Origin of the sequence: Pseudomonas sp. ERMR1:02 (genome assembly GCF_002277815.1) — a bacterium.
Lineage (GTDB): Bacteria > Pseudomonadota > Gammaproteobacteria > Pseudomonadales > Pseudomonadaceae > Aquipseudomonas.
Genome location: NZ_NKJI01000001.1, coordinates 12,428 through 36,324 on the forward strand (window position 1 = coordinate 12,428; position 23,897 = coordinate 36,324).

A 23,897-nucleotide genomic window follows, 5' to 3' on the forward strand; every position below is an offset into this window, starting at 1 on the left:
TCGTTCCATGCGTAACCCGCTGATTGCTGCCACCTTAGGCCTGTTGCTGTTAGCCGATGTGGCCCAGGCACATACTCTGGTTGCCACCAGTAACATGCTGATCCGTGCTACCCAGCGCACCCTCGATTTCACCTCCGACACCACCACGTCCATTCGCGATTCGAAAATCGTGCGCGAAGCCCAGGACGACGCCGCCAGTTTCGTTGCCAGCAATGGCGACATTCGTGGCGCTCACCTGGAATCCGCTTTCGACTTGCTGCGCACCCGCGTGCCGGAAGCCCGTGACGCCAGTGATCAGGATCTCGCCGAAGCCATCCTCGCACTGTGAGGCGTCCAGGCGCCTGGCTGCTGGCCGGAGCCCTGTTGCTGCTTGGCAACACGGCCCACGCAGGCCTTCAGTTACATCTCAGGACCGAAGGTCTGACTCCCGCGCAACAGCAAGCCAGCCAGGCGTTGCTCGATGAAGCCACGCAGGCGCTGCCGCCACGCTTTATCGAGCAACTGGACCGGCGCATCGACGTCGGCTGGACCGACGACATGCCCGGCAACGCCTATGGCCAGGCATCGCTGGTATCCGAACTCGATTTGAATCGCAACCTGCTGGCCAGCCTCACCGACGGCAGCGCCGCGACCAAAAAAACCTATCGCCCCCACGGCACCGTGCGCCGGGAGATGCTGGCGACGGTGCTGCACGAACTGACCCACATTTATGATCGCTCACGCCTTTGGCCGCAGGCGGAGCGCAAACTGATTCAACGCTGCACCCAACGCCAAGGCAGTTCGGGGCTGATCGGTATCCCGGATCAGTGCCGGGGCCAGTCCGATCGGCGCTTTACCCTCAGCGACGACCCGCGCCTGCTCGACCTCGCCGGATGGCAGCAATACGTTGGCCGTCGTGGTGAACGCGAACAGCACAATCGCCAGATTGCCCGCAGTCCGGATATCTACGAGACCAGCAGTCCAAAGGAATTCGTCGCGGTCAACATGGAGTATTTCCTCCTCGACCCGAGCTACGCCTGCCGCCGCCCGGCGCTGTACCGCTATTACAAGGAACATTTCGGCTGGGCGCCCGCCGCCAAAGACACCTGCAGCAACACCTTCGCTTTCCTCAATGCCGGCAACGACTTCGCCAAGACACCTTTGGGCCAGGTCGATCCGGAGCGGGTCTATGCCGTTGACTATCTGCTGGCCGAGGCTAACCAGAACTTGTTCAGCCGCTGGGGCCACAGTATGTTGCGGTTGGTGATCTGCGCGCCGGGCCGACCACGCGGGCCGGATTGTCGGCTGGATCTGGACCAGCATCTGGTGCTGTCCTACCGCGCCTTCGTTGGCGACGTACAGCTGTCCAGTTGGGATGGTTTGGTGGGCAAATACCCGTCACGCCTGTTTGTCCTTCCGCTGGCCCAAGTGATCGATGAATACACCAAGACCGAATTGCGCAGCCTTGCATCCGTGCCCCTGAACCTGTCGCGCAACGAGATTGAAGACATGGTGGAACGTGCCGCCGAGATGCACTGGAGTTACGACGGCAACTACTTCTTTCTGTCAAACAACTGCGCTGTGGAAGAGCTGAAACTACTGCGCAGCGGCACTAACAATTCGCAATTGGTTGCTCTCGATAACATCATGCCAAACGGTCTGCTTGAAGTGCTGAAAGGCCGCGGACTGGCTGATACCAGCGTGCTCGACGACCCCCGGGAAGCCCTGCGCCTGGGATATCGCTTCGACTCCTTCCGCGATCGCTATCAGGCAATGTTCGAGGTATTGAAGAAACACCTGCCGATCAAACAGGAAAAAGTCGAAGACTGGTTATCTCTGACTGCAGCAGAACGCCGCCAATGGTTCGAGCAAGCTGACTTGCGCACGAGTGCAGCGCTGCTCCTGCTGGAACAAGCGAGTTTTCGCCAGCAGTTGTTGCTGGCCCAGGACGAGGTAAAACAACGCTACCTGGGTGCGCGAGAATTGAAAAACGGCGGAATGGACAAGGCTAACCAGACACTGAGGCAAATTCTCGATAACAGCGGTTTCCTGAGCCGGCCTGCGGAACTGCTCGGCACCGGCGGTTACGGTTTACCGCAACCGAGTGAATCGCAACATCTGGAATCGGAAAGCAGCCTGCGCCAGAAACAACTGCAGGCGCTTAGCGGGGAACTGGACAAGGAAGTGAGAGCACTGCTCGAACCGCAACGCGCAGCGGAAATGGCGGCCAACGAAGCCAACGTGAAGCAGATTGGTGAACATTTGCGCAAGTTGCACAAGGCAGCGGGTGGGTTGGAGTTGCCCTAGTGGCATTCAAGGCAAGGAGCGTGGGAACGCGGATGATCGAGCGCCCACCTCCACTCGTAAAACGTCGCTCGGCAGAGCTTGTTTAAGCGCCGTCAGATTTACTTCGTGAAAGCTACAACGCCTCGGGCCTCTGCCTTCAGTTAAGCCAGAATCCGCCGGTTTGTAAGCCTTGGGCCCTCTATCGTTTCCCTGCCACTGCCTATCAGTGGTCGGGTTTAGTCGCCGCCGTAGTCAAGACGCACAAAATCTCTATCAAGCAGGGCCTGTCCCTGCACTTGATGGTGGCTGTGCACAGGAAAGCACAAAACCCCGATGGGCATCGCCACCCACCGGGGTTTTTCTTTGGGCAAGCCACGGAGTCCAAGTGAAGTAAAAAACTCCCACAAATCTTCTTTTGATTTTCCTAAGTACATGTAGGAAACGTCCGGACTGGCCTCTGCCACCTCGAACTGCGTCTTTGCTCAAGCCTGCGCGTGAGGCCAACTGAATCCTGAGTCGGTGCTGAGCATCGTTAATAGCAACGCGCCCGTCCGGGCGTCAGTAGGCAGGAGTTCGATCAATGGTTAAGGGACACTTCATACGCTTGGGTAACAAGATCACCTGCGGTGGCGAGGCAAAGGAAAGGCCCGTTGTCTGCGAAGACCTCTGGCGCGGCTACCAGCAAAGAGCCGAAGCCATCGTGGCGCCGGGCGGCCGGCTGATCGCCGATCCCAAGGCGCGTAACAGCGCGATCAATACTGCCTACGCCAAGTTATGGCTTGATGATCAACGCTTCCAGTGGGCGGGGCTCGCAGCTTTCGCTTCCAGGCAAGTGGGGTGCGGCCTGCTGCACCCCGCCGATTCGATAGAGAGAATCCAAGACGAATACCAAGCGAAACAACGTCGAGAGGACGCGTTCAGGAAAAAACTCTCTGGGTTGTTCAGCGGGAGCAGCGATCGTGAAAAACAAGCGAAAGCTCGAGAGCTTGAGCAAGCGCAACGGGCATACGAGCAAGCCCGCCGCATCAACCCGACGCCGAGCTTCATCGATTACTGGAACGACGGTGAACATTTGTCGTTTGTACGCAAGCAACTCCGACACGTGTACGCGATGCTGGCAATGGGCAATACCGCGCTGTTTCTGGATGTCTTTCCGCTGCATGTTTTCTACAAGGAGCGAGGCTTGCGGGCACTCAAGACCTGCCTGCCTTCGCGCAAGAACATTTATGGGAGTGACCAGCATCCGGTGTTTTGGCCTACCAAGCAGGAAAAACTAAACTTTGGTATCAACCATCAGGAAATCCTGCAAACCTTCGAGGCTATTGAGGCAGGCAATGTCGCCCAAAGCGCTGTGTTTCTTGCTAAGCACGAACAGCAAAATATATTGCAACCGGCGATGTACAGCGACAGGCGGGTTGTAAAACTGCTTAAAGAAAATCAGTTCACCTTCGTCACCAACCTCCCCTCGGGCGATGCTACAGCCCTCGAATTGACGCTGGCCTGCCAGTGCCGCCCCAGCGAGGACGCACGCACGATAGGGCTCAGCGACGATTACTTTGCCAACCTGGCCGATATCAATCAGCGCATGCCTTTCGCTCTCAAAGCCGCCGAGCAGTTTGACAACTTGCTAAGGCGCTCCGATCGATATCTGGTCAAACAGGCGATTCTGGACATTGCCGAAGGCCGAGGCGTTCGATGAATCTGCTGCAATGGATAGGTTGGCGACGCAGGATCTCTAATACTCCAGGTTTTCCTGACAACGCAGCGATTCAAGCGCTTTCGGATGAACCGGAAATGTCGGCGATTATCGCCAGGCAGCGAATTTGAGCCCGCTGACTCGCGAAGTAGAACATCCCCGACGGGCATCGCCACCCATCGGGGGGTTTCTTTGGGCCCACTGGCCCGCTATTTCACCGTCACTTTCGATGATGAGCGGGTTGACGGCGTCGATATGTCCCCCCAAATCGAACCACTGTTGCACTCGGGATCGTCCTGGACCTTCAAGAGCAATGGCGTCGAGCCCAATTGCGTGGCACTGCGCATCAGTACGCCCAGGCCGGCAATCAGACGTTTCGGCATTTTCATGGGTCTTTCCTCACAACACACATAGCAAAAAGGGCTTCAGAACGTAGTCCTGAAGCCCTCTGTCTTGCTGGTTAGTCTGTGCCGGGGGGCTCTAATTCCTCTGTATCAGGAACTTTACCTTTAGCTGACACGGGCCTTACGCACGCCGTCTGCCAATGCCGAGCAAAGGCTCAGCACGCCATCGATCGCCTGATCCGGCGTCGAGGCATTGGCGATGTGATCGATCAGTGCCGAACCCACCACTACACCGTCCGCCAGACGCGCGATAGACGCTGCTTGCTCCGGAGTGCGAATGCCGAAACCGATGCTGATCGGCAGATCGGTGTGGCGACGCAAACGAGCGACCGCCTCTTCAACGTGCTCCAGTGTCGCCGCGCCAGCACCGGTCACACCGGCAACGGATACGTAATACACGAAACCAGAGCTGCCGTTGAGCACGGTCGGCAACCGTACGTCGTCGGTGGTCGGGGTGGTCAGACGGATAAAGTCCAGACCGGCAGCCTGGGCCGGATCACACAATTCGCCATTATGCTCAGGCGGCATGTCCACCACGATGAGGCCATCGACACCGGCCTCTTTTGCTTCGGCGATGAAGCGCGGTACGCCGTATTTGTGAATCGGGTTGAAGTAACCCATCAGCACCAGCGGCGTTTCGTTATTGTCCTTGCGGAACTCACGAACCATTTCCAGGGTTTTCGCCAGGTTCTGTTTGGCAGCCAGGGCGCGAATGTTGGCGAGCTGGATTGCCGGGCCATCCGCCATCGGATCGGTGAAGGGCATGCCCAGTTCGATCACGTCAGCGCCAGCGGCCGGCAAACCTTTGAGGATCGCCAGGGAAGTGTCGTAGCTCGGATCCCCAGCGGTAACGAAGGTTACCAGGGCGGCGCGGTTCTGTTCCTTGAGTTCGGCAAAGCGCGTTTGCAGGCGGCTCATCAGTGTTTCTCCTGCTTGGATTGCTCTTGTTGAGACTGCTCTTGTCGAGAGTGCTCCATGTGGTGCATCACGGTCTGCATGTCTTTGTCACCACGGCCGGACAGATTGACCACCATCAGGTGATCCTTCGGCAGGGTCGGTGCGCGTTTGAACACTTCGGCCAGCGCATGGGCGCTTTCCAGTGCAGGAATAATCCCTTCCAGGCGGCAGCATTTGTGGAATGCGTCGAGGGCTTCGTCGTCGGTCACTGAGGTGTACTGAACGCGACCGATGTCATGCAACCAGGCGTGTTCAGGGCCGATGCCCGGGTAATCGAGGCCGGCGGAAATCGAGTGAGCGTCGATGATTTGGCCATCGTCGTCCTGCAACAGGAAGGTACGGTTGCCGTGCAGCACTCCCGGTACGCCGCCGTTCAGGCTGGCCGCATGCTTGCCGGTTTCGATGCCGTAACCGGCCGCTTCAACGCCGATAATTTCGACGCTCTTGTCGTCGAGGAACGGGTGGAACAGGCCCATGGCGTTGGAACCGCCACCAATGCATGCCACCAGGCTGTCCGGCAAACGACCTTCCTGAGCTTGCAACTGGTCGCGGGTTTCCTTGCCGATGACGGCCTGGAAGTCGCGAACCATCGCTGGATAAGGGTGCGGACCGGCCACTGTGCCGATCAGGTAGAAGGTGCTGTCGACGTTGGTTACCCAGTCACGCAGGGCTTCGTTCATCGCGTCCTTCAGGGTGCCGGTGCCGGCCACGACCGGAATCACTTCAGCGCCCAACAGCTTCATGCGAAATACGTTGGCCTGCTGACGTTCGATGTCAGTGGTACCCATGTAGATCACACAGTCCAGACCAAAACGCGCGGCCACGGTGGCGGTCGCCACGCCGTGCATGCCGGCGCCAGTCTCGGCAATGATGCGTTTCTTGCCCATGCGCCGCGCCAGCAGGATCTGGCCGATGCAGTTGTTGATCTTGTGCGCGCCAGTGTGGTTGAGCTCTTCACGCTTGAGATAAATCTTTGCGCCGCCGCAGAACTCGGTCAGGCGCTCGGCAAAATAAAGTGGGCTTGGACGACCGACATAGTCGCGCTGGAAGTAGGCCAATTCTTCCTTGAATGCAGGATCTTCCTTGGCCGCTTCGTATTCGCGAGCCAGATCGAGAACCAGCGGCATCAGGGTTTCAGCGACGTAACGACCGCCGAACGCGCCAAACAGGCCGTTGGCGTCAGGGCCGTTGCGCAGATTAGTCTGGGTCATGGGACGCTCCAGTTGAATGCGTGAAGTGATGCGTAAAGAGATAGTGGGCTTCACTCTACCCCTGACGCCCCGACCTGAAAACCGATAAGATCGCCGTAACCTGTCAGGAAAACTCACAGATAATATGAGCCACGATCTCCCGCCTTTGAATGCCTTGCGCGCCTTCGAAGCCACTGCCCGCCTGAATAGCGTCAGTCAGGCAGCCGAACAGCTGCACGTCACCCACGGTGCGGTCAGCCGACAACTGAAAGTGCTTGAAGAACACCTCGGCGTGAGTCTGTTCACCAAAGAAGGTCGCGGCCTGAAACTCACAGATGCCGGCATGCGACTGCGAGACGCCAGCACTGAAGCCTTCGAACGCCTGCGTACGGTGTGCGCCGAACTTACCCAGACCACGGCGGATGCGCCGTTTGTGCTCGGCTGCTCGGGAAGCCTGCTGGCTCGCTGGTTTATTCCACGCCTGGGACGGTTGAATGCAGATCTGCCTGACCTGCGCCTGCACCTGTCGGCCGGAGAAGGCGATCTCGATCCCCGCCGTCCAGGCCTGGACGCCTTGCTGGTGTTTGCCGAACCACCTTGGCCGGCGGACATGCAAGTGTTCGAACTCGCCAGCGAACGGATCGGCCCGGTGATGAGCCCTCGGTTCGTCGGCTACGACAGGCTCAAAGCCGCGCCAGCCACAGCCCTGCTCAGCGAATCAGTGCTGCATACCACTTCACGCCCACAAGCCTGGCCCAGTTGGGCGCAACAAAGCGGCCTCGACGCCAAAGCATTGAAGTTCGGTCAGGGTTTCGAGCATTTGTATTACTTGCTGGAGGCGGCCGTGGCCGGGCTGGGTGTGGCGATTGCCCCTGAGCCGCTTGTGACCGAGGACTTGAAGGCAGGTCGACTGGTCGCCCCCTGGGGTTTCAGCGAAACCCCAGCGCAACTGGCGTTGTGGCTACCCAAGCGCGCCGCAGACGGGCGCGCCCGGCAACTTGCGCAATGGCTCAAAAACGAGTTGCGCCAGACGGATCAGTCACCGCGCTTAATCAGCAGGTAGGCGGCCAACAGACCTAATGCGCCTACGGCGACACCGGCTGTAGTCCAAGGGTGTTCCTGAGCGTAGTCCCGGGTAGCGATCCCGGTTTCCCGGGTTTTCACTTTAACTTCCTCATAGGCATCGGAGAGCAGATGCCGCGAATGCCTCAGCGCGTTCTCGGCGTTGCCTTTGAGCACCTTGAGAGTCTTACGCGACTCGTCCGAGGCGTCGTCCTTCAGGTTTTCCAGGGATTTGAGCAGACTCTCGATCTCCGCTTCCATGCTTTGCAATGAGGCTTTGCGTAACGAGCTGTTGGCCATGGTGGCTCTCCTGCATTGGTGATGAGTGGCGTGTGTTGGTTGGGACTTCATGGGTTCGAGAAAGTGCAGAAAATGTGAATTTCCATGTCGGACCGACCGACAGAAGTAAGTCAGAAAATCACTGCTAGGCTGTATTTCACACCCTTAGGAGAATGCAATGACTGACCATCACACCTACAAGAAAGTCGAACTGGTAGGCTCGTCCACCAGCAGTATTGAAGACGCGATCAACAACGCACTGGCCGAGGCCAGTAAAAGTCTCAAGTACATGGAATGGTTTGAAGTGACCGAGACCCGCGGACATATCAAGGACGGCAAGGCTGCGCACTTCCAGGTGACCCTCAAGGTCGGGTTCCGGATTGCCAGCAGCTGACTTTGGTCTAACACTCTGAACTTGCGCGCTGGCCGAGTGCCATAGGGAATGGCAAGGCGCTACTTGTATAAATCCGGCCTGTGGCTGGATGCCTCCTTTTGATCCGACCAGAGAATGCGACTGATGAAGAAGTTTATTTTGGCGGTAGGTCTATTGAGCCTGGTGGGTACAGCCTTTGCTGACGGCAAATCCTGCGAAGAGCTGAAAGCCGAGATTGCAGCGAAACTTGATGCAAAAGGCGTTTCCGGTTATTCGCTGGAAATTGTCGATAAAGGCTCCGCAGCTGGCGCAAAAGTCGTCGGCACCTGTGAAAAGGGCACCAAGGAAATCGTCTACAAACGCTAGTCGGGTGCCGCCGTATACGAAAAAGCCGACGCATAACGTCGGCCTTTTGTGTGCTGAACGAAACGTCAGCCTTTCATGACCTGCGCCAGCAGCTCGTAGGAATGCAGACGATCAGAATGTTCGTACAGATCGCAAGTAAAAATCAGCTCATCAGCCTGGGTCTGCTCGATCAACACTTCCAGTCTGGCGCGAATTTTCTGCGGGCTGCCAATCATAGCCAGCCCCAGGAAATCACTCACGGCTTCCTTCTCATGGGGCAACCACAAGCCATCCATGGTCTTCACCGGTGGGCGCTGCACAAGGCTCTGGCCGCGCATCAACGCGAGTATGCGCTGGAACACCGAGGTCGCCAGATAGTCGGCCTGTTCATCGGTATCAGCGGCCACCAGTGGCACACCGAGCATGACGTAAGGCTTATCCAGCACCGCTGAAGGTTTGAAGTGATTGCGGTAGACCCTGATCGCCTCGTGCATGTAGCGCGGTGCGAAATGTGACGCGAAGGCGTAGGGCAAACCGCGCTCGCCTGCCAGTTGCGCACTGAACAGGCTAGAGCCCAGCAGCCAGATCGGAACATTCGTACCGGTACCCGGCATCGCGATGACGCGTTGTTCAGGCGTACGTGGGCCAAGGTAACGCACCAACTCCGCCACATCTTCCGGAAAGTCATCGGCGCTGCCGGAGCGCTCGCGGCGCAGCGCACGGGCAGTCATCTGATCTGAACCCGGCGCACGCCCCAAGCCTAGGTCAATGCGACCCGGATATAGGCTTTCAAGAGTGCCGAATTGTTCGGCAATCACCAGTGGCGCATGGTTGGGCAACATCACTCCACCCGAACCAACGCGAATGGTCGACGTGCCACCCGCCAGGTATCCCAGCAGTACCGAGGTCGCGGAACTGGCGATGCCGTCCATGTTGTGGTGTTCGGCGACCCAGAACCGGTTGTAGCCGAATTTCTCGACGTGTTGCGCCAGGTCCAGCGAGTTGCGCAGCGACTGAGCCGCGTCGCCGTTTTCCCGCACCGGCACCAGATCGAGGGTCGAAAACTTGATATCGGACAGTCGTTTCATAAACCTGCTTCTCCAATTGAGGGCGCAGGTTTTTTCTTGCGAACGAAAACCTGCCGAATCCAAAAGCGTGTTTCATGCAATGAGGGCATATACCCGAGTTTCAATAGCGTGGGAAAAATTCCTACCCAAAAGAGGCCCGGATCGGATGAAGTGAACTTTGCTAGACGGTCTATCCTCAGAACCCTGGTAACCGAAACTACGCAGGCGCGACGCTTCGCGCCGGATCTTGAGGAGACAGACATGGCTATCATTAAGAAGGCATCGGCTCATTGGGAAGGTGATCTGAAATCCGGCATCGGCTCGATTTCTACGGAAACCGGCGTGCTCAGGGACGCGCCCTACGGCTTCAAGGCGCGCTTCGAAGGCGGTAAGGGTACTAATCCGGAAGAACTGATCGGCGCGGCCCACGCCGGTTGCTTCTCCATGGCCTTTTCCATGATTCTCGGCGATGCAGGGCTCAAGGCTGACAGCATCGACACCAACGCCGAAGTTACCCTGGACCAGGTGGATGGCGGTTTTGCGATCACGGCGGTGAAACTGATCCTCAAGGCGAAAATCCCGGGAGCCAGCCAGGCGCAGTTCGTGGAACTAAGCAACAAGGCCAAAGAGGGCTGCCCGGTTTCCAAAGTGTTGAACGCAAAAATCAGTCTGGATGCGACGTTGATCAGCTAAATATGCATTGAAACAAAAAGATCATCCGAACGCGGCCCGAGCCTTCGGCAGCACCTGCAGCGGTCTACCGAAGGTTTGGATCTTTTTTGTGTGGCGACAGACTTGCCCGGTAAAACTGTGGTCGAATAAATGACAGCAACCAAATCGCATGAACATGCGTGCTGCTTCAGAAGGAGCTTCAACCATGAAACGTTTTGCCTTGACGGTTATCTGCTGCGCACTGGCCACTTCGGCTCTGGCAGCTCCGAAACCCTGTGAAGAACTCAAGGCCGAAATCGAAGCAAAGATCCAGGCCCGCGGGGTTACGTCCTACACCCTGGAGATAGTAACCAATGATGAAGTGCACGATCAGAACATGGTCGTGGGCTCGTGCGAAAGCGGCACAAAAAAAATCATCTACCAAAAGAACGACCGCTGACAGGCCCTAATTCAAACAGTTGGCCTGGGTATCTTCGGCGACGATTTCACGTTTGGCGTTATACAGACGAGCTTCAGGGGTAAACGCCATGGAACGGGCTTGCAGCAGATAACGCTGACCGGCTTCGAAATGATCATACTTGACGATCAAGTAGCACAGCCGCTCCCTGCCACCGCCGAACATGTCCATGCCTCCACTGGGCACTTCAAAATCGAAGCGAACAGTCAATTCGTGGCTACCGGGAGTGACCTGGAAAAAACGCCCGTCGCGCAACCGCTGATTGTCCAGTCGCTCGGCCATCAGCAATTTATCGTTGGGGAATGGTGTAGAAAAGTCGACCCACGCCATTTGCGGATTGGCCGCCGGCATCGGCGTCGAACAGCCGACAACCGTACTTGCGACCAGAAACAGCATCAACCTGCGCATGATGAATGTCCCGATTACAGGATATTCAGAATAGCGCCGATCAGGTTCGTTGACAGCCTGCCGGTGTGCCTTGGCCAATCATTTTTCGCTGCTGATCGTAGAGTTTGGCCCAAGGCCGAAAACCGATATTCCCCGCTTGCAATTGATAACGCTCCCCAGCGTTGAAGCCGTTGAATTTCACATTCATCTGACAATCACGCCACAACGGTTCGGCGTCGGGACCGATATTGGTGGGCTGGACCGCAAACTGGTAGCGAACCGTCAACTCATGACTGCCAGGCTGCACCTCGAAATAGCGTTTATCGGTGGCGGCCTGGTTATCCACTTTCAGCGCTTGCAGCGCGGTATCTTCCTGATGCGTTTCCAGTTCGATCCATGCTTGTGTCGGATCCTGGTGAGGTAATCCGAATCCAGCACAACCGGCCAGCGTCAGCAGGCCTCCCGTCAGCATCAACTTGCGCATAGCGGAGCTCCAGTCAAGCGGGATAGTCTTGCGAGCAGACTCTCCAGGAATTTTTATTTTGATCAGGCCGCGTCCAAGCCTTGGGTTACTTGATCGCGTTTTGCGCGTTTTGTTTCCGGGTGTGTTGTTTTTGTTGCTCAACGGTTGTTCCAGCGTCAGCTACTACAGCCAATTGGCTAATGGCCAATTACAACTGCTGCGGGCACGGGAACCGGTTTCCGACGTGATCGCCGATCCCAATCGTGATCAGAAACTGCGTGCCCATCTGGCCCAATCACAAAAAGCCCGGACCTTCGCCAGCCAACAGCTGCATTTGCCAGACAATCAAAGTTACCGGTTGTACGCCGACATTGGCCGGCCCTATGTCGTCTGGAACGTCTTTGTCACGCCGGAATTTTCCCTGAAGCCACAGAACCATTGCTTCCCTATCGCCGGTTGCGTGGCCTATCGCGGTTACTACAGCCAGAGCGCGGCCCGTGGTGAGGCCGCTCTGCAACGTCTGCAGGGCATGGACGTGTCGATCGGTGGCGTCGAAGCCTATTCGACGCTGGGCTGGTTCAACGATCCGATCATGAGTTCAATGATGGCCTGGGGCGATGAGCGCCTGGCCACGCTGATCTTTCACGAACTGGCGCATCAGCGTATTTATGTGAAGAACGACACTGAATTCAACGAGTCCTTCGCCACCTTCGTCGAGCAGGAAGGCACTCGCCAATGGCGTGCCTACCGCAGTCTGCCGACAGACACCGGAGAGCAGGCGCAACATCGGGATCAGTTCATCGAACTGGTACTGAATACCCGCACCCGGCTCGAAAAGCTGTACACCCTGCCACTGCCCCCCGAACAAATGCGCCAGCGCAAAGCCGCGGAATTCGAGCGTCTACGCGGCGAGTACCGACAATTGCGTGACCGACAATGGGCGGGAGATAAACGTTACGACGCGTGGATTTATGCGCCAATGAACAATGCCCGACTGCTGCCGTTTGGCCTGTATGACCAGTGGGTACCGGCGTTTGAGGCGCTGTTTAAGCAGGTGGATGGGGATTGGGTGAGGTTTTTTGCCGAAGTCGAGAGGTTGGGGGCGTTGCCGGTTGAACAGCGTAAAGCGGCGTTGAAGACCCTGGTGGAGTCCCAAAGCTACAGTGTCTGAGCCGGCCTCTTCGCGGGCAAGCCCGCTCCCACAGATGCGATGTCGTTCACAACATCGAAACACAATGCAAAACTTGTGGGAGCGGGCTTGCCCGCGAAGACGATTTGACTAACTCCGCAAAAATGCCTGATGCATCTCGTCCAACGTTTCAAAATGATACGTCGGAACTTCGGCGCTCAACTCTTCCCGACTGCCAAACCCGTAACCCACCGCCACCGCGTCCAGTCCATTACTGCGCGCACCGATCAGGTCGTGCTTGCGGTCGCCGATCATCAGAGTGTTGGTTGGGTCCAGGCCTTCCTCGGCAATCAGGTGGGCGATCAGCTCGACTTTGTTGGTGCGGGTGCCATCCAGTTCACTGCCGTAGATCACTTTAAAGTGTTTGGCGAAGTCGAAATGCCGGGCGATTTCTCGGGCGAAAACCCACGGCTTGGACGTCGCGATGTACAGCTGGCGCCCTTGTCCGCCAAGGGTTTCCAGTAGCGGAGTGACGCCATCGAACACACGGTTTTCGTATAGTCCGGTGACCTTGAAGCGTTCGCGGTAGAAGTTCACCGCCTCCCAGGCCTTGGCTTCGTCGAACTCATAGAACTGCATGAACGCCTGCAATAGCGGCGGACCGATGAAATGTTCGAGTTTGGTCAGGTCGGGCTCATCAATGCCGAGCTTGCTCAAGGCAAACTGAATCGACCGGGTGATGCCTTCGCGCGGGTCGGTCAGGGTGCCGTCGAGGTCGAACAAAATGGTTTGGTAATGCATGAAAATTCCTGGGCAATGGTGAGACGCGTCAGATCTGGTCGTAGCCTTCAGCCAGATGCAGATCCTTGAGCTTCACGTAGTTCGCCGCGCTGTAGGTGAAAAAGGCTTGCTCCTTGTCAGTCAGAGGTCGGATCTGTTTCACCGGGCTGCCCACATACAGGAAACCGCTTTCCAGCCGTTTGCCCGGTGGCACCAGGCTGCCAGCACCGATGATCACATCATCGGCGACCACCGCACCGTCCATGACGATGCTGCCCATCCCGATCAGAACCCGACTCCCCACGGTGCATCCATGCAGCATGACTTTATGAGCGATGGTCACGTCATCGCCAATCAGCAACGGGAAACCGTCTGTGTTGAACGGCCCGGCGTGGGTGATGTGCAGCACGCAGCCATCCTGCACGCTGGTGCGCGCTCCGATGCGGATGCGGTGCATGTCGCCACGGATTACCGTCAAAGGCCATACCGAGCTGTTTTCGCCGATTTCGACGTCGCCGATCACCACCGCCGAGCTGTCGACAAATGCGCCTTTGCCGAGCAACGGCGTGTGGTTCTGGAACTTGCGAAGATTCACGATAGGGTTTCTCTCTGTCGCTGATAGCTGCGGTGAACGTCGATTGTAATTAAGATGGCTGCATGTTTCTTCCAGCCAAGGTGCCAACCGTGAGCGTGAACAACCCTCTTTTGCAGTCCTACGACCTGCCGCCGTTCTCCGCGATCCGAGCCGAACACGTGCAACCGGCCATTGAACAGATCCTGGCTGACAACCGCGCCGCCATTATCGAGATCCTCAAGACCCAGGGCAAACAACCAACCTGGGCCGGCCTGGTGCTGGCAATGGACGAGCTCAACGATCGTCTGGGCGCGGCCTGGAGCCCGGTCAGTCACTTAAATGCCGTGTGCAACAGCGCCGAACTGCGCGAAGCCTATGAGTCCTGCCTGCCGGCCCTGAGCGCCTACTCCACCGAAATGGGCCAGAACCGTGAACTGTTCCAGGCCTATGAAGCCCTGGCCAACAGCCCTGATGCCGCCAATTTCGACGTGGCGCAAAAAACTATCCTGGAACACGCCCTGCGCGATTTCCGTCTGTCGGGTATCGATCTGCCGGAAGCCGAACAGAAGCGTTACGCCGAAGTTCAGAGCAAGCTCTCCGAGCTGGGCAGTCGCTTCTCCAACCAGTTGCTCGATGCGACCCAGGCCTGGACCAAGCACGTTACCGATGAAACCACTCTTGCCGGCCTGACTGATTCGGCGAAGGCGCAAATGGCCGCCGCCGCCCAGGCCAAAGATCTCGAAGGCTGGTTGATCACCCTGGAATTCCCAAGCTACTACGCGGTGATGACCTACGCCCACGACCGCACCCTGCGCGAAGAAGTCTACGCTGCGTACTGCACCCGTGCGTCGGACCAGGGCCCGAATGCCGGCCAGAACGATAACGGCCCGGTCATGGAAGAAATCCTCGACCTGCGTCAGGAGCTGGCAAAGCTTTTGGGCTTCGCCAGTTTCTCGGAGCTAAGTCTGGCGACCAAAATGGCCGAATCCAGCGATCAGGTGCTGAGTTTCCTGCGCGATCTGGCCAAGCGCAGCAAACCGTTCGCCGCTCAGGATTTGCAACAACTCAAGGCTTACGCCGCCGAACAAGGCTGCCCGGACCTGCAAAGCTGGGACAGCGGTTTCTACGGCGAAAAACTTCGCGAGCAACGTTACAGCGTTGCCCAGGAAGCTCTGCGTGCCTATTTCCCGATCGATAAAGTGCTGAGCGGCTTGTTCGCCATCGTGCAACGTCTGTATGGCATCGAAATCGCCGAGCAGAAAGGCTTCGACACCTGGCACCCGGATGTTCGCCTGTTCGAAATCAAGGAAAACGGCCAGCACGTCGGCCGTTTCTTCTTCGACCTCTACGCCCGCGCCAACAAGCGCGGCGGTGCCTGGATGGACGGCGCCCGCGACCGTCGTCGCACCGCCGAGGGCGTGCTGCAAAGCCCGGTTGCCAACCTGGTGTGCAACTTCACTCCGGCCGACAGCGGCAAGCCTGCGCTGCTGACCCACGATGAAGTCACCACCCTGTTCCACGAGTTCGGTCATGGCCTGCATCATTTGCTGACCCGCGTCGAGCATGCCGGCGTGTCCGGCATCAACGGCGTGGCCTGGGATGCGGTCGAACTGCCGAGCCAGTTCATGGAGAACTGGTGCTGGGAACCGGAAGGCCTGGCACTGATTTCCGGTCATTACGAAACCGGCGAGCCGCTACCTCAGGACTTGCTGCAAAAAATGCTCGCGGCAAAGAACTTCCAGTCCGGCCTGATGATGGTGCGCCAGCTGGAATTCTCGCTGTTCGACTTCGAACTGCACGCCACCCACGGTGACGGTCGCAGCGTGCTGCAAGTGCTCGAAGGCGTACGTGACGAGGTTTCGGTGATGCGTCCGCCGGCCTACAACCGTTTCCCCAACAGCTTCGCCCACATCTTCGCTGGCGGTTACGCCGCGGGTTACTACAGCTACAAATGGGCAGAAGTGCTGTCAGCCGATGCCTTCTCGAAGTTCGAAGAAGAAGGTGTGCTTAACGCCGAGACCGGCCGCGCCTTCCGAGAAGCGATCCTCGCTCGTGGTGGTTCTCAGGAACCGATGGTGTTGTTCGTCGACTTCCGTGGCCGTGAGCCATCGATTGACGCACTCTTGCGCCACAGCGGCCTGAGTGAGGGCGCGGCAGCATGAGTGAGGGTCCTGTGATTACCAAGCGACGTTTTATCGCCGGTGCGGTTTGCCCGGCCTGCAGCGAGCCGGACAAGTTGATGATGTGGAACGAAGACAGCGTGCCACATCGCGAGTGCGTGGCCTGCGGTTACTCCGACACGCTGAATGAACAAGGTCTGTCGGTACCCAAGGAGTTGGGCACGCGGGTCACTACATCTGCCCTGAAGGTACCGGACACCAAAGTTCAAGCCGTGCAGTTTTTTCCGAATCCAAAACTGAAGAAAAAGCCTGACGCATAGCACCGAGTGGCGAAACACCCTTCCATTGCGCAATGCGGTGGAAGGGGCTGCTACTGGATATGAGCCGACTGTAACCAGCTCTTCATCGAGCACGCCGCGAACGGACTCGTGCTGCAATCGCCATTGGCCAACGCCGTGCGAAGTTTGTCGACGTCAGCCTTCATCATGTAACGCACGCCATCCTTGAAGTGGGTGCTGTCACCAAAGCCACCTTGGGTCATTTCGCTCAACGCGTCTTCCTTGCTCCAACCCTGCACCACCACCCGATACATGGCCGCCATCAGACCGGTCCGGTCAGAACCGTGCTTGCAATGCATCAGCACCGGGCCTTTGGCTTCGGCAGTTTGAATGGCACGCAGTGCCTTGAGTACATCGGCGTCATCGACATGATTGGTGCGATAGGGCAGTTGCACTTGGGCGACATCGGGTTCGCTCAACCAGAGTGAATCCGATTCGGGCAGAAAAGTGATCACGGTTGCGACTTTGAGTGTTTTCAGTAACGGCACCGCTCCGCTGTCGGGCAGCGCGCTGCGGTAGAGCGTTGGTGACATCTGAAACAGGTTGTATTGCACCTCGACCGGTTGCGCCCATTCCGCAGGGCGGGGCAACGTGGCTTCGTCGGCATGGACGAGAGACAGATTGAAAAATGCAAACAGCGACAACAGAAACGTCGCGGGTAAAAGACGTGATAAGGACATACTCGGACGACCATTTGGGGAGGCGTGAATGGTCGTAGCTTCGCTGCTGGATGGTTAAAGACCTGTGAGGACCCCGTCAAAGAATTGTGAACTGGAGGGTTCTGTTGGAAAAACCATAAGAAGTCGGAATAAAGAACGGCACGAATTGATCGTGCCGTTCTACCTTATAAATTACTCAAACTGATCCTTTTAAACGAGCTGAGTACTCGCAACCAAATCAGGGGTTAATGATTTTTGAATAAGCTTTTGCCAGCCCAATCAAAACTGCCTTGTCCTGCAAGTCGATGTCGCCATCACCGTCCACGTCCGGGACATTTTTCATCGTGAACGTCGCGCCCCCATCATTTGATACGGCCTCGTGGATATTCGAGTCCAGCAAAGAATAGGAAACGTCCCTGTTTACCGGGTCGTAACCTTCTTCCTTAAGGGCAAACTGCATGGAAACCCTGACTTCTTTTGGACTAACGATAGACGGGCGCAATAACTGAAGAAAAACGCCGCGTTGATTGTAGTTCGACATTATCTAAATCCTTTTAATAATGAGCACACGAACACTTCGTGTGAAAAGGATGGTACTGATGAAACCGAAGAACACTACTGGCTATATGTTTCCCGTCATGACATGAAAACTTTCAGAAGAAACTCACGAAAGGAGCCAATCCGAACCTGAAACCGGGCGGGTGCCGAACGGCACTGGCGGACGCCTTCAAACCCTTATACTGTATGCACATACAGCCAAAGGATCGCATAGATGGCTACTCCCCTGCCTCCTCGCGGACGCGGTACCGCGAATAATCCACACAACCGCTTCGCGCCGAACCGTTCGGTGGCTGAGGACGACGGCTGGTATCAGGAAGCGCCGATGACCCAAGGCACCGAAGTGCGCATCGAAACGGCGAAGACCATCATCACCCGCAATAACTCGCCGGATCTGCCCTTTGATCGCTCGATCAACCCCTACCGCGGTTGCGAACACGGCTGCATCTATTGCTATGCGCGCCCCAGCCACGCCTATTGGGACATGTCGCCAGGGCTCGACTTCGAAACCAAACTGATCGCCAAGACCAACGCCGTGGACGTGCTGGAAGCACAGCTGTCCAAACGCGGTTATCAATGCGCGCCGATAAACCTTGGCTCCAACACTGATCCCTATCAACCGATCGAGCGCGAATATAAGATCACACGGCAAACCCTCGAAGTGCTGTTGCGTTATCGCCATCCAGTCACCATCGTCACCAAGGGTTCGCTGATTCTTCGTGATCTGGATTTGTTGACCGAACTCGCCAGGCAAAATCTGGTGGCAGTGATGATCAGCCTGACAAGCCTGGACGACGAACTCAAACGCATTCTCGAACCGCGGGCTGCTGCGCCAAAGGCCCGGTTACGGGCGATCAGGGTCATGCGCGAGGCGGGAATACCGGTGGGAGTGCTGTGTTCGCCGATGATCCCGATGATCAACGACAGCGAACTCGAAAACCTGCTCACCGAAGCCCATGCGGCAGGGGCCCAAAGCGCTGCGTACATGATGTTGCGCCTGCCTCTGGAGGTAGCACCGCTGTTTGAAGAATGGCTGGCCGCGCATTATCCGCAACGGGCGGCGCATGTACTGAGTCTGATTCGTCAGAGCCGTGGCGGTGAGCTCTATGACAGTCGCTTTGGGGCGCGGATGCGTGGCGAAGGGCCCTTTGCCGACTTGCTCGCGCAGCGTTTTGCCAAAACTATCAAGCGCCTGGGTCTCAATCGAAGGGAAGGTTTCAACCTGGACTGCGAAGCCTTTTGTCCGCCGGGTCGCCAAATGTCATTGATTTGAAGACAATTGGCCTATCGTTGAGTACTGGGAAACACACGCAAACGCTAGGCTGGTCACGTTTTTTTTGACCTGGAACGCACGTTCTAGAGCGCTCGATTCAGTTTGAGTTAAGATTCGGCCGCTACCTTGTTCATCGAGTGACTGATGGGTCGAGCTTTTTGACCTGGATGTTTTTTAAACAGCCACTGGCTTCACACCGGACAACATGGGACAACTCCCTGAGCCCGCCAAAGAGGATGAATCATGAGTGACAAGGATAAACAGCCGTTGGCTGCGTCGGCTTCTGCGCAACCTGACGCGGAAACCGCCGATGCAGCGTTGAAGCATATCGTTGACGGCTTTTTGCATTTTCATCATGAGATCTTTCCGCAGCAGGAAGAACTCTTCAAGAAACTCGCCACCGCCCAGCGGCCGCGAGCCATGTTCATCGCTTGCGCCGATTCGCGCATCGTTCCTGAATTGATCACCCACAGCGCCCCCGGCGACCTGTTCGTGACCCGCAACGTTGGCAACGTCGTACCACCTTATGGACAGATGAACGGTGGCGTTTCTACCGCCATCGAGTACGCGGTCCTGGCGCTGGGTGTGCAGCACATCATCATCTGCGGCCACTCCGATTGCGGCGCCATGCGTGCGGTGCTCAATCCCGAGAGCCTGGAAAAAATGCCCACGGTCAAAGCCTGGCTGCGGCATGCGGAAGTCGCGAAAACCATGGTGCAAGACAACTGCAACTGCGCCGACGAAAATGAGCGCATGCATGTCCTCACCGAGGAAAATGTCATCGCCCAATTGCAGCACTTGCGGACCCATCCCTCGGTAGCCTCGCGCATGGCGAACGGTCATCTGTTCATCCATGGCTGGGTCTACGACATCGAAACCAGCGAAATCAAAGCCTACGACGCCGATAAGGGTTGTTTCCTGCCGCTCAATGGCAGCCTGCCCATACCGGTGGCGACGCCCAAAGCGCGCTTCTAAATACTCCTAAAAATCCCCGTGTGGTTTGGCGAGGCTGCTGATCAAGCAGCCTGGCTTTGCCATGCCTGAAGAAAACTTCGGGAGAATCACTTATGCGTGCTGCGCAATTCAAAGCTGTTCTGCCACGAGAGTTATTGGCTTCAGTGGTTGTGTTCCTGGTCGCTCTGCCCCTGTGCATGGGCATTGCCATCGCTTCGGGGCTTCCCCCTGCCAAAGGCCTGATCACCGGAATCATTGGTGGCCTGGTCGTGGGCTGGTTGGCGGGTTCTCCGCTGCAAGTCAGCGGCCCCGCCGCAGGTTTGGCTGTTCTGGTGTTCGAACTGGTGCGCCAGCACGGTGTGGCCATGCTCGGGCCGATCCTGCTATTGGCAGGCTTTCTACAATTGTTGGCCGGGCGCTTCAAGCTCGGTTGCTGGTTCCGCGTCACTGCACCTGCGGTGGTGTACGGCATGCTCGCCGGGATTGGCGTGCTGATCGTGCTTTCGCAAGTGCATGTAATGCTCGACGCCGCACCGAAACCCTCCGGCCTGGATAACCTCACGGCGTTCCCCGGCACGGTGGCCCAGGCACTGCCGTCGTTTGGCTGGCAGGCCGGTCTGCTCGGACTTTTGACCATCGCCGTGATGTGGCTGTGGGAAAAATTACGCCCGCACTCGTTGCGCTTCATTCCCGGGGCGTTGCTTGGGGTCGGTCTGGCGACGATCGCCAGTCTGATGCTGGCATTGCCCGTCAAACGTGTTGAAGTTCCAGCCAACCTGGCGGAGGCCATCGACTGGCTCAAACCTGCGGACCTGCTCAATCTGGCCGACCCCACGCTTCTGATCGCAGCCTTCGCCGTTGCTTTCATCGCCAGCGCCGAAACCCTGCTCTCCGCCGCAGCCGTGGATCGCATGCACAGCGGCCAACGCTCAGACTTCGATCGCGAACTGACAGCCCAGGGCGTGGGCAATATGCTTTGCGGATTGCTCGGCGCATTGCCGATGACCGGAGTGATTGTGCGCAGTTCCGCCAACGTTCAGGCCGGTGCAACCACCCGCTACTCGACGATTTTCCACGGGCTCTGGCTGCTGGGGTTTGTGCTGCTGTTGTCGAGCGTGCTGCAAAGCATTCCGGTGGCGAGCCTGGCCGGTGTGTTGGTTTACACCGGTTTCAAACTGGTGGACCTCAAGGTCTTCCGCGGTCTGGGTCGCTATGGCCGGATGCCGATGTTCACCTACGCCGCGACGGCATTGGCGATCATTTTTACTGACTTGCTCACCGGCGTGCTGATCGGTTTCGGCCTGACCCTGGTGAAACTGGCGCTGAAGGCTTCACGGTTGAAAATCAGCCTGATCGACCTGCCTCAGGACGGCGAAATGGAGTTACGCCTGATGGGTGCGGCGACTTTCCTCAAAGTGCCGGCGCTGACCCGGGTGCTCGATAGCATTGCGCCGGGCACGACGGTGCATGTGCCACTCAACAACCTGAGCTACATCGATCACTCGTGTCTGGAGTTGCTGGAGGAATGGGGTCGGGCAAATGCGGCCAAGGGCTCAAAGTTATTGATTGAGTCGCGTGGGTTGAAGCGCAGGCTTGAGGGGCGGCTGAGGACCGCATAGATAACCTGTAGGAGCGAGGCTTGCCCGCGAAGAACGATGACGCGATTTATCTGGCTGACTGCGTTATCGTTCTTCGCGGGCAAGCCTCGCTCCTACAGAGGTTGTGGGGTTATGCGACTGGCTGATCCAGCTCCAGGCCCACGCCCAGACGACGGGACATGCACGGCCAGCGCTTCCACGCGGCGCCGGTGTCCGGGCTGCTGAGCTTATCGCGATACGCCTCGACCGATTCCAGCGCAAAGCTTTCGTCGTTGAGCATCTCGTCCACGGCGTGGTGCACCGCCTCGTCCAGTTGGTTGGCAAATTCCTCACCGATCAATTGGTGGGCAATGAGGTTGGCGACAGTCATGTCCAAGGGGATCAGTGGCTGGCCAAAATGCTTGATGTACAGGTCGTTGACCTCTTCGACAAAACGATGCGCCAGATAGGCTTCATCCAGCAGGCTGTCGAGCCCGACGTGCCCGGCCATGATCGCTGGTGGCTGAAGGAAGTACTGTTCGGCGATTTTCAGCACCGGTTTGATCTGTGACTCGATGCCCGCTTCCCTGGCGACTTCATTGGCTGCTTCCAGCAAATCAGGAACGTCTTCGATATAGGCGGCGACAAAACGCGTCAGCACGCCGTTGGCGTCCGTCTCCGGCAATTGGATCGCCGGGTGTAAATGAGGCAGTTTGCCTTCCAGCTGACGAGTCAGCAGGCCGGTTTCAGCTTCGTGTTGTTGGGCTTTTTGGATCTGCTCGCGCAATGCGGCGGTGTTCATGAAAACTCCAGGAAACAAAGGCAATGAATTAGGGAAGACATAACTTAGCTGGCATACGAAAAATGCTAAGACGCATTTGTCATAATTGTTTCATCCTTGAGACGTCTCCGTTATATCGGTTTGCCACCACTCGTCTGCATCCTTCTCCATTCGTGACCTGCAACGCAAGTTAATGCTGTTTCAGACGATTTACGCCTTCACATTGCGAGGTGAGAGTCGCTGTCTATACTCGGGTTGGAATGGAGTTAGCTGATGACGCCCGACTGCAAATGCAGCAAGGCCAGGCGATTCAAGTTCGTAGTCTGATGCAGCCGCTCCCTTGCCGCAGGTGAAAGCCGGCGGGATAACAAGAACGATAAGGGGAACCCGCAATGATGCGACATCCACATGTCTGGATGGGCCTCCTGTTGTGGTCGATTTTCAGTCAGGCGCAAGCGGCCTGGACTGTGAATATGGCGCCTGGAGCGACTGAAATCAGTCACGCTGTATTTGACCTGCACATGACCATCTTCTGGATCTGTGTAGTGATCGGCATCATCGTCTTTGGGGCCATGTTCTGGTCGATGATTCTGCATCGCCGCTCGACCGGGCAGGTCGCCGCAAAATTTCATGAAAGCACTACTGTCGAAATTCTCTGGACCATCGTGCCCTTCATCATTCTGGTGGCCATGGCGGTTCCGGCGACCGCGACGCTGATCAAGATGTACGACGCCAGTGAGCCGGATATCGATATCCAGGTCACAGGCTATCAGTGGAAGTGGCACTACAAATACCTGGGCCAGGACGTTGAGTTCTTCAGCAACCTGACCACTCCCGCCGATCAGATCCACAATAAGGAAACCAAGGGCGAGCACTACTTGCTCGAGGTCGACAAGCCGTTGGTGCTGCCGATTGGCGCCAAGGTGCGCTTCCTCGTGACGTCCGCCGACGTGATCCACTCCTGGTGGGTGCCGGCCTTTGCGGTCAAGCGCGACGCAATCCCGGGGTTCGTCAACGAAGCCTGGACCCGCATTGACAAGCCCGGCATCTACCGTGGCCAGTGCGCCGAGCTGTGCGGTAAGGATCACGGATTCATGCCGATCGTGGTCGAGGTCAAGCAAAAGGCCGATTACGAAAAATGGCTGGGCGAGCGCAAGGCTGAGGCCGCGCAACTCAAGGAGCTGACCAGCAAGGAATGGACGCTCGACGAGCTCAAAGAGCGCGGCGACAAGATCTATCACACCACGTGCGTGGCCTGTCACCAGGCCGAAGGCCAGGGTCTGCCGCCGATGTTCCCGGCACTCAAAGGCTCGAAAATCGCCACCGGACCGAAAGAAGCTCACCTGAGCCTGGTCTTCCACGGCAAGCCCGGCACCGCCATGGCCGCGTTCGGCAAGCAGCTCTCGGAAGTCGACATAGCGGCGGTCGTGACCTACGAACGTAACGCCTGGGGCAACAACAAGGGCGACATGGTCACTCCAAAAGAAGTGCTGGAGCTGAAACAGGCGCAAAGCAAATGACCCGGTCTATTGCGTAC

28 protein-coding genes are annotated in these 23,897 nt (G+C 57.4%); 16 read left to right on the forward strand and 12 right to left on the reverse strand.

The window, feature by feature from the left end:
* The first annotated feature begins 7 nt into the window (after nucleotides 1-7).
* The 4 genes from CES87_RS00065 (at nucleotide 8) to CES87_RS32755 (ending at nucleotide 4,092) form a co-directional block, all read left to right on the forward strand.
* Nucleotides 8-328: a DUF2388 domain-containing protein gene (locus CES87_RS00065; RefSeq protein WP_008002141.1), complete on the forward strand. Its 321-nt coding sequence runs from the start codon at nucleotides 8-10 to the stop codon at nucleotides 326-328.
* Nucleotides 325-2,286, forward strand: coding sequence for a DUF4105 domain-containing protein (locus CES87_RS00070; RefSeq protein ID WP_128604434.1), 1,962 nt, complete (start codon nucleotides 325-327; stop codon nucleotides 2,284-2,286). The genes CES87_RS00065 and CES87_RS00070 overlap by 4 nt, the downstream gene beginning before the upstream one ends.
* Nucleotides 2,287-2,845: 559 nt before the next feature.
* Nucleotides 2,846-3,964, forward strand: coding sequence for a DUF2515 family protein (locus CES87_RS00075; protein ID WP_256590804.1), 1,119 nt, complete (start codon nucleotides 2,846-2,848; stop codon nucleotides 3,962-3,964).
* A complete protein-coding gene (locus CES87_RS32755) occupies nucleotides 3,961-4,092 on the forward strand; it encodes a hypothetical protein (protein WP_256590805.1) in 132 nt (43 codons plus the stop codon). Before CES87_RS00075 ends, CES87_RS32755 begins: the two co-directional genes overlap by 4 nt.
* 78 nt (nucleotides 4,093-4,170) lie before the next feature.
* Here the strand turns inward: CES87_RS32755 and CES87_RS32275 are convergent, their stop codons facing one another.
* From CES87_RS32275 to trpB, 3 genes are all read right to left on the reverse strand, one after another.
* A complete protein-coding gene (locus CES87_RS32275; RefSeq protein WP_178081355.1) occupies nucleotides 4,171-4,350 on the reverse strand; it encodes a hypothetical protein in 180 nt (59 codons plus the stop codon).
* Between the two features lie 120 nt (nucleotides 4,351-4,470).
* Nucleotides 4,471-5,283, reverse strand: a complete 813-nt coding sequence (trpA, locus tag CES87_RS00080; protein WP_128604435.1) for a tryptophan synthase subunit alpha — start codon at nucleotides 5,281-5,283, stop codon at nucleotides 4,471-4,473.
* A complete protein-coding gene (gene trpB / locus CES87_RS00085; RefSeq protein ID WP_128604436.1) occupies nucleotides 5,283-6,533 on the reverse strand; it encodes a tryptophan synthase subunit beta in 1,251 nt (416 codons plus the stop codon). The genes trpA and trpB overlap by 1 nt, the downstream gene beginning before the upstream one ends.
* A 124-nt stretch (nucleotides 6,534-6,657) precedes the next feature.
* Here trpB and CES87_RS00090 point away from each other — a divergent pair, with 124 nt between their 5' ends.
* Entirely contained in the window at nucleotides 6,658-7,575 is a 918-nt protein-coding gene (locus tag CES87_RS00090; RefSeq protein ID WP_128604437.1) for a LysR family transcriptional regulator, read from the forward strand.
* Here the strand turns inward: CES87_RS00090 and CES87_RS00095 are convergent.
* Nucleotides 7,548-7,874: a YqjD family protein gene (locus tag CES87_RS00095; protein WP_128604438.1), complete on the reverse strand. Its 327-nt coding sequence runs from the start codon at nucleotides 7,872-7,874 to the stop codon at nucleotides 7,548-7,550. The two genes, CES87_RS00090 and CES87_RS00095, sit on opposite strands and share 28 nt — an antisense overlap.
* A gap of 157 nt (nucleotides 7,875-8,031) precedes the next feature.
* On the opposite strand from CES87_RS00095, the gene CES87_RS00100 reads away from it, so the two are divergent.
* Together CES87_RS00100 and CES87_RS00105 are read left to right on the forward strand one after the other, a co-directional pair.
* On the forward strand, nucleotides 8,032-8,247 hold the full coding sequence (locus CES87_RS00100) for a dodecin (protein ID WP_008027736.1): 216 nt from the start codon (nucleotides 8,032-8,034) through the stop codon (nucleotides 8,245-8,247).
* A gap of 123 nt (nucleotides 8,248-8,370) precedes the next feature.
* Entirely contained in the window at nucleotides 8,371-8,592 is a 222-nt protein-coding gene (locus tag CES87_RS00105) for a DUF1161 domain-containing protein (protein WP_128604439.1), read from the forward strand.
* A gap of 65 nt (nucleotides 8,593-8,657) precedes the next feature.
* Here CES87_RS00105 and CES87_RS00110 read toward each other — a convergent pair whose 3' ends face one another.
* Complete coding sequence (locus tag CES87_RS00110) at nucleotides 8,658-9,659, reverse strand: LLM class flavin-dependent oxidoreductase (protein ID WP_128604440.1); 1,002 nt, start codon at nucleotides 9,657-9,659, stop codon at nucleotides 8,658-8,660.
* A 240-nt stretch (nucleotides 9,660-9,899) separates the two neighbouring features.
* Here CES87_RS00110 and CES87_RS00115 point away from each other — a divergent pair, with 240 nt between their 5' ends.
* Together CES87_RS00115 and CES87_RS00120 are read left to right on the forward strand one after the other, a co-directional pair.
* A complete protein-coding gene (locus CES87_RS00115) occupies nucleotides 9,900-10,331 on the forward strand; it encodes an OsmC family protein (protein ID WP_128604441.1) in 432 nt (143 codons plus the stop codon).
* A gap of 184 nt (nucleotides 10,332-10,515) precedes the next feature.
* A complete protein-coding gene (locus CES87_RS00120; RefSeq protein ID WP_128604442.1) occupies nucleotides 10,516-10,749 on the forward strand; it encodes a DUF1161 domain-containing protein in 234 nt (77 codons plus the stop codon).
* Between the two features lie 6 nt (nucleotides 10,750-10,755).
* Here the strand turns inward: CES87_RS00120 and CES87_RS00125 are convergent, their stop codons facing one another.
* Nucleotides 10,756-11,175 (reverse strand): hypothetical protein, encoded by a 420-nt coding sequence (locus CES87_RS00125; protein ID WP_128604443.1) that lies wholly within the window; start codon nucleotides 11,173-11,175, stop codon nucleotides 10,756-10,758.
* Between the two features lie 40 nt (nucleotides 11,176-11,215).
* Complete coding sequence (locus CES87_RS00130) at nucleotides 11,216-11,638, reverse strand: hypothetical protein (protein ID WP_128604444.1); 423 nt, start codon at nucleotides 11,636-11,638, stop codon at nucleotides 11,216-11,218.
* A gap of 58 nt (nucleotides 11,639-11,696) precedes the next feature.
* On the opposite strand from CES87_RS00130, the gene CES87_RS00135 reads away from it, so the two are divergent.
* The gene (locus CES87_RS00135; protein ID WP_128604445.1) at nucleotides 11,697-12,788 is read left to right on the forward strand and encodes an aminopeptidase; all 1,092 of its coding nucleotides are present in this window, start codon (nucleotides 11,697-11,699) and stop codon (nucleotides 12,786-12,788) included.
* 108 nt (nucleotides 12,789-12,896) lie between these two features.
* On the opposite strand, the gene CES87_RS00140 is transcribed toward CES87_RS00135, so the two are convergent.
* A complete protein-coding gene (locus tag CES87_RS00140) occupies nucleotides 12,897-13,547 on the reverse strand; it encodes an HAD family hydrolase (protein WP_128604446.1) in 651 nt (216 codons plus the stop codon).
* Between the two features lie 28 nt (nucleotides 13,548-13,575).
* Complete coding sequence (locus tag CES87_RS00145; RefSeq protein WP_128604447.1) at nucleotides 13,576-14,121, reverse strand: gamma carbonic anhydrase family protein; 546 nt, start codon at nucleotides 14,119-14,121, stop codon at nucleotides 13,576-13,578.
* A 62-nt stretch (nucleotides 14,122-14,183) separates the two neighbouring features.
* Between CES87_RS00145 and prlC the strand changes: the two genes are divergently transcribed.
* Both prlC and CES87_RS00155 read left to right on the forward strand, forming a co-directional pair.
* Entirely contained in the window at nucleotides 14,184-16,262 is a 2,079-nt protein-coding gene (prlC, locus tag CES87_RS00150) for an oligopeptidase A (protein WP_178081356.1), read from the forward strand.
* A complete protein-coding gene (locus CES87_RS00155; protein WP_128604449.1) occupies nucleotides 16,259-16,540 on the forward strand; it encodes a YheV family putative zinc ribbon protein in 282 nt (93 codons plus the stop codon). Before prlC ends, CES87_RS00155 begins: the two co-directional genes overlap by 4 nt.
* Nucleotides 16,541-16,590: 50 nt before the next feature.
* On the opposite strand, the gene CES87_RS00160 is transcribed toward CES87_RS00155, so the two are convergent.
* Nucleotides 16,591-17,238, reverse strand: coding sequence for a tyrosine-protein phosphatase (locus CES87_RS00160; RefSeq protein ID WP_128604450.1), 648 nt, complete (start codon nucleotides 17,236-17,238; stop codon nucleotides 16,591-16,593).
* Between the two features lie 217 nt (nucleotides 17,239-17,455).
* A complete protein-coding gene (locus tag CES87_RS00165; RefSeq protein ID WP_128604451.1) occupies nucleotides 17,456-17,758 on the reverse strand; it encodes a hypothetical protein in 303 nt (100 codons plus the stop codon).
* Between the two features lie 231 nt (nucleotides 17,759-17,989).
* Between CES87_RS00165 and CES87_RS00170 the strand changes: the two genes are divergently transcribed.
* The 3 genes from CES87_RS00170 (at nucleotide 17,990) to CES87_RS00180 (ending at nucleotide 21,621) form a co-directional block, all read left to right on the forward strand.
* A complete protein-coding gene (locus tag CES87_RS00170) occupies nucleotides 17,990-19,048 on the forward strand; it encodes a PA0069 family radical SAM protein (RefSeq protein ID WP_128604452.1) in 1,059 nt (352 codons plus the stop codon).
* Nucleotides 19,049-19,291: 243 nt separating this feature from the next.
* Complete coding sequence (locus CES87_RS00175) at nucleotides 19,292-20,023, forward strand: carbonic anhydrase (RefSeq protein WP_128604453.1); 732 nt, start codon at nucleotides 19,292-19,294, stop codon at nucleotides 20,021-20,023.
* 92 nt (nucleotides 20,024-20,115) lie between these two features.
* Nucleotides 20,116-21,621: a SulP family inorganic anion transporter gene (locus CES87_RS00180; protein ID WP_128604454.1), complete on the forward strand. Its 1,506-nt coding sequence runs from the start codon at nucleotides 20,116-20,118 to the stop codon at nucleotides 21,619-21,621.
* Between the two features lie 109 nt (nucleotides 21,622-21,730).
* Here the strand turns inward: CES87_RS00180 and CES87_RS00185 are convergent, their stop codons facing one another.
* Entirely contained in the window at nucleotides 21,731-22,381 is a 651-nt protein-coding gene (locus CES87_RS00185) for a hypothetical protein (protein WP_128604455.1), read from the reverse strand.
* A 371-nt stretch (nucleotides 22,382-22,752) separates the two neighbouring features.
* Here CES87_RS00185 and coxB point away from each other — a divergent pair, with 371 nt between their 5' ends.
* Nucleotides 22,753-23,880, forward strand: coding sequence for a cytochrome c oxidase subunit II (gene coxB / locus CES87_RS00190; RefSeq protein ID WP_128604456.1), 1,128 nt, complete (start codon nucleotides 22,753-22,755; stop codon nucleotides 23,878-23,880).
* The last annotated feature ends 17 nt before the right edge of the window (nucleotides 23,881-23,897 follow it).